The sequence below is a fragment of the Prevotella sp. SGI.167 genome (assembly GCF_050313615.1).
In the GTDB taxonomy this organism is placed as follows: domain Bacteria; phylum Bacteroidota; class Bacteroidia; order Bacteroidales; family Bacteroidaceae; genus Prevotella.
This window is the reverse complement of the sequence record NZ_JBNPLT010000064.1, coordinates 1-4,304: the sequence shown is the minus strand read 5'-3', so window position 1 is coordinate 4,304 and position 4,304 is coordinate 1. Positions and strand designations below refer to the sequence as shown.

At 41.5% G+C, this 4,304-nt stretch carries 2 protein-coding genes and 1 pseudogene; all 3 read left to right on the top strand.

Going from position 1 to position 4,304, the window contains the following annotated elements:
* Positions 1-13 precede the first annotated feature (13 nt).
* Positions 14-3,460 (top strand): coiled-coil domain-containing protein, encoded by a 3,447-nt coding sequence (locus ACQRBJ_RS15650; RefSeq protein ID WP_445304183.1) that lies wholly within the window; start codon positions 14-16, stop codon positions 3,458-3,460.
* A gap of 107 nt (positions 3,461-3,567) precedes the next feature.
* Positions 3,568-3,978 (top strand): hypothetical protein, encoded by a 411-nt coding sequence (locus ACQRBJ_RS15645; protein ID WP_445304182.1) that lies wholly within the window; start codon positions 3,568-3,570, stop codon positions 3,976-3,978.
* Between the two features lie 44 nt (positions 3,979-4,022).
* Positions 4,023-4,304 (top strand): annotated as a pseudogene (locus ACQRBJ_RS15640) (OmpA family protein); the annotation flags it as partial.

The following is a 4,304-nucleotide window of genomic DNA, read 5'->3' as shown; positions in this document are numbered from 1 at the left end:
GACTGTGGCATCCATGAGTACATTTACTTCTTGTAAGGATTATGATGACGACATCAGCAACTTGCAAGGTCAGATCGACAAGTTGGCGTCTGCTGACGAGTTGGCAGCTAAGGTTTCTGAGCTCCAGGCTTTGATTTCTGCTAACAAGTCTGACATCACTTCTCTTCAGTCTGAGTTGGCTAAGAAGACAACTCTTGACGAGGTTAAGGCTGTCTTGGCTAATTATGCAGAGAAGCAGTATGTTGAGGATGCTCTTGCAACATTAGATGCTGCTGTTAAGGCTCAGGGTGGTGACATCACTGCATTGCAGGATGCTGTTAAGGCTGCTCAGGCTGCTGCCGACAAGGCTGCAGAAGACGCAAAGGCAGCAAATGCTGAGATTCTCGAGACTTTGGAGACTTTGGCTACAAAGGCTGAGGTTGAAGACGTTAAGACTGCTGCAAAGGCTGCAAACGATGCTATCGAAGCTCTCAAGACTGGTGATATCGAAACTTTGCAGAACAAGCAGAAGGAAATCCTTGAGTCTTTGAATACTTATGCAAAGCAGGAGAAGCTTGATGAGGTTGCAAAGAAGGCAGAGGCTCTTCAGGCAGCTCTTGAAAAGAAGGCTGACACTGAGGCTTTGACTAAGGCAGAAAAGGATCTCAATGACGCTATTGCGGCAGTAAATACTACAGCAGGTGAAAATGCTGCAGCTATCAAGGGTCTCGCTACAACAGTTCAGAATGCTAAAGATGCCTTGGCTTTGGCTCAGGCTAATCAGACTAAGCTTGAAGAGGCACTTGCATCTCTTAATGATTCTAGCAAAGAGGGTACTGTTGCTGCTGCAATCAAGACTATTCAGGCTCAGGTTGGTACACCTAACAAGGAGCTCGGTACACTTGATACACGTTTGGCTGCTATCGAGAGCGTATTGAACGGTGTTAAGGACGATGACACTAAGCTCGGTCTCGCTACTAAGGTTACAAACATCGAGAACAAGTTGAAGGACATCATCGGTCAGTACTCTACAATGGTAACTGACGTTCAGTTGTACAATATCGCTGATCGTCCAGATTACGATTTCGATAAAACGTTGAATTTCGCTCAGGTAGTAGAACTTGATAATGTATTCCCAGCAGAGGGTGTAGCAGATGGCAAGTTTACATTCACCAAGGGTAACTATCACATTGGCGAGGATAGCTTGTTGGTTCGTGTTTCTCCAGTTGATGCAGAGTTGACAAAGTCTAATGTTTCTCTCTTGAACTCTCAGGGTAAGGAACTTGATGACTTGGTTGAGGTAACTGACGTTCACAGATACAATAAATTGCTTTTGGGTAATACTCGTGCAGCAGATAACGATGCAAAGTCAGGTCTGTGGGTTGTTAAGTTCAAGGCTAAGGAAGTAGGTGAGAATTTCAAGGCTGCTGTTGAGGCTAAGGATGAATACGACAATACTCGTGCAGTTCTCTATTCAGTAGCGGTTAAGAACACCTATAACACTACTGGTGAGAAGAAGGACGAAGAAACTCGTCGTGTTACTTCTGAATATGCTGTTGATTTGAATACATACAAGGCACAGCATGCTTGGGATTTCTCTGTTAACGGAAAAGAAATATCTTATATTCACAACCGTTATATTGCTACAGAGGAGAGTTGGAATCGTACAGACGATAAGAAGAACCATCCTAAGACATATGCTCAAGAGTTGACATGGCTTGATAATAATAAACCTGCTACAAGTGTAATTCTCGATGGTGATAATAAGAATGCTGTAGATCGTAAGGATCATACATTGGGTGCTTACAATGGTGTAGACCAGCGTCAGGGTTATTCCATCTTGGCAGTAGAAAAGGGTAAGAATATTACTATCGACTTTACAAATTCTATTATTGCTAAGAATGTGAAGGGATTCTACGTAACTCTCGATGAGAAGTTTGCTGGAGAGTCTAAACCTTCAGAGCTTAATGCTTGGAACTCATATTCTTATGAGAATGTTGGTTACAAGAAGAATGGTACTGAAGTTGTTCCAGCTCACTTGTTCACAGGTAATAAGGGTACTATCAAGATTAAGGATCTTGGCAATGTTAAGGGTGACGTTATCGGTTTCCGTGTATACGCTGTTAACTATGATGGTACTTTGACTGACCCTGATGGACGTGCATTCTATGTAGCAGTAGGTGATGTTAAGACAGATGTTACAATTCCTGCAACAAACCTCACATACAATTTGGAGCAGAAGAAGTTTATGTCTGAGCCTGTAGATATTGAAAATATTATCAGTGCTTTGGATTTCGATGCACAGGATTACGCTTGGACTGTTGCTGAGAAGGATGCAGATAATAAGATGCCAACAGGTGTTGATGCAATCTATGTATTGGCAGATGGCAAAAAAACTCGTGAATTGAGTAATGCAGTTAAGAAGGTTATCTTTGAGATTTCTAATCCTGGAACATTCATTGATGGTGAGACTTATAAGGTACAAGCTACATTGACTAAGCGGATTTCTTCTGCTACAGCTACTGTAAGTACTGTTACTGCTTCATTCAAGAAGGTAATGCCAACAGAGGCTCCTGAATTCGCTTACCGTGATGGTTTCGGTAAAGACATCAACAAATACATTGTTCCAGATAATGGTAATTACAAGATTTCTGGCTACAATAAGGGAGGCTATTATGACTTCAGAAATATCTTGGTTATTAATAACAATAAGACTTCTTGGAATGGATTTGATCTCTTTGATACCAATAGCGAAAGTATGGGTGTATTCAACTTCAATGTAGCTAATGGTACTTGGAATAATGATCAATTGGAAGAAGCTAAGGCTTATCCAAGCAGCTACCGTTTGTATGTAAATAATAGTAACGATAGAGATAGAAACTTGGTAGATAATAAGACAGAGCGCACCATTACTGGTAAGTTCTATTATAATCGTATTTCTAAGCATCTCAATCAGGATGGTACTGGATATGTTGAAAATGACAGTTATGCTGTTAAGTCTAAGAGCTCAGAGAAGCTTACTTACTGCTCTTGGATAAAGACATTCGATGTACTTGTTGGTGAACGTACAACATGGGTTACAGGTACAAACAATACCGTAACTTGGACTGCTGATCAGAGTGTTGTAACAACATTGGATTTGGCAAACCTTGGAACAAAAATCAAGGATGCTGATCTTCTTCCAGTTGCCCTCACAGGTGTTGATGCCAAGAAGTTCAGCACATACATGACTGCTGGAGTATTGGCTCCTGTTTATAACAATGAAGACAATGTTTATGTTTGGACAACAAGTAAGGGTGGTAGCCAGTACAACCCATACTTTAGAGCAGAATTCAGTAATGATCGCACTCAGATTATCCTTACACAGAATAATCAGGGTTCAATTCCAACTAGCGTAACAGGTGGTGAAATCCACTTTATCGTTAAGGATTGCTTCGGTAACGAGAAGGAAATTATATTACCATTCGTAATTAAAAAGTAATTTTCAGAAAATTTACAAAGGAGTGAAAAGTGCTCCACAATGTAAATGAGATACTATTCATTGGGGGCGTTCAGTTTTGAGCGCCCCCTTTATTTTTTACTTATAAGATGAAGAAATTATTATCTATAATTACTGTCTGTCTTATTGCCATTCTCTCTTTCAATGCCTGCAGCGAAGAGATTAAGAGTACTAATGTCAGTATCAAGCAGATGACAGATTCTACTCTTCTTACTATCATCGATGACCATCAGGTTACATTCGATTACAAGCAGGCTACATTTGACAATGGCTTTGTGATGGCTGGCGACTCTGCAGTAGTTCACTACATCGGTGAACTTTCTGACGATCCTGTAAAGGCTGTACTCATCAAGTTGATTCCTAAGAAGGGCCATGTAGTAAATGCGGTATATGATCCAAACAAGAAGTTGGAAACAGCACCTATGACTCCAGAGCAGCAGAAACAACTTGAAGAGGGTGTTGAGTTCGCCAAAAAGCACCAGCAAAAGAAGGCAAAATAAATAAGGCAGATTACCCGTTTTATTAATCAATAAAAGATATGATTATGAATACAATGAAATCATTATTCGCTGCGTCACTGCTTGCCCTCGGTACAACATCAGCCATGGCACAGGCTACTTACACCGACCAGAACGGTGATGAGTATACTTTCAACAAGCACTGGTTCCTGGATCTGCAGGGTGGTGCTCAGTATACACTCGGTGAGGCTAAGTTCGGTGACCTGCTCTCTCCTAACGTACAGCTGGGCTTGGGCTACCAGTTCTCTCCTGTCTTCGGTATGCGCTTGCAGGCTAACGGTTGGCAGAGCAAGGGTGGCTGGGCTGGT

Coding starts and splice junctions, on each gene's coding strand:
- ACQRBJ_RS15650 (WP_445304183.1), top strand. CDS start 14: ATGAGTACATTTACTTCTTGTAAGGATTATGATGACGACATCAGCAAC.
- ACQRBJ_RS15645 (WP_445304182.1), top strand. CDS start 3,568: ATGAAGAAATTATTATCTATAATTACTGTCTGTCTTATTGCCATTCTC.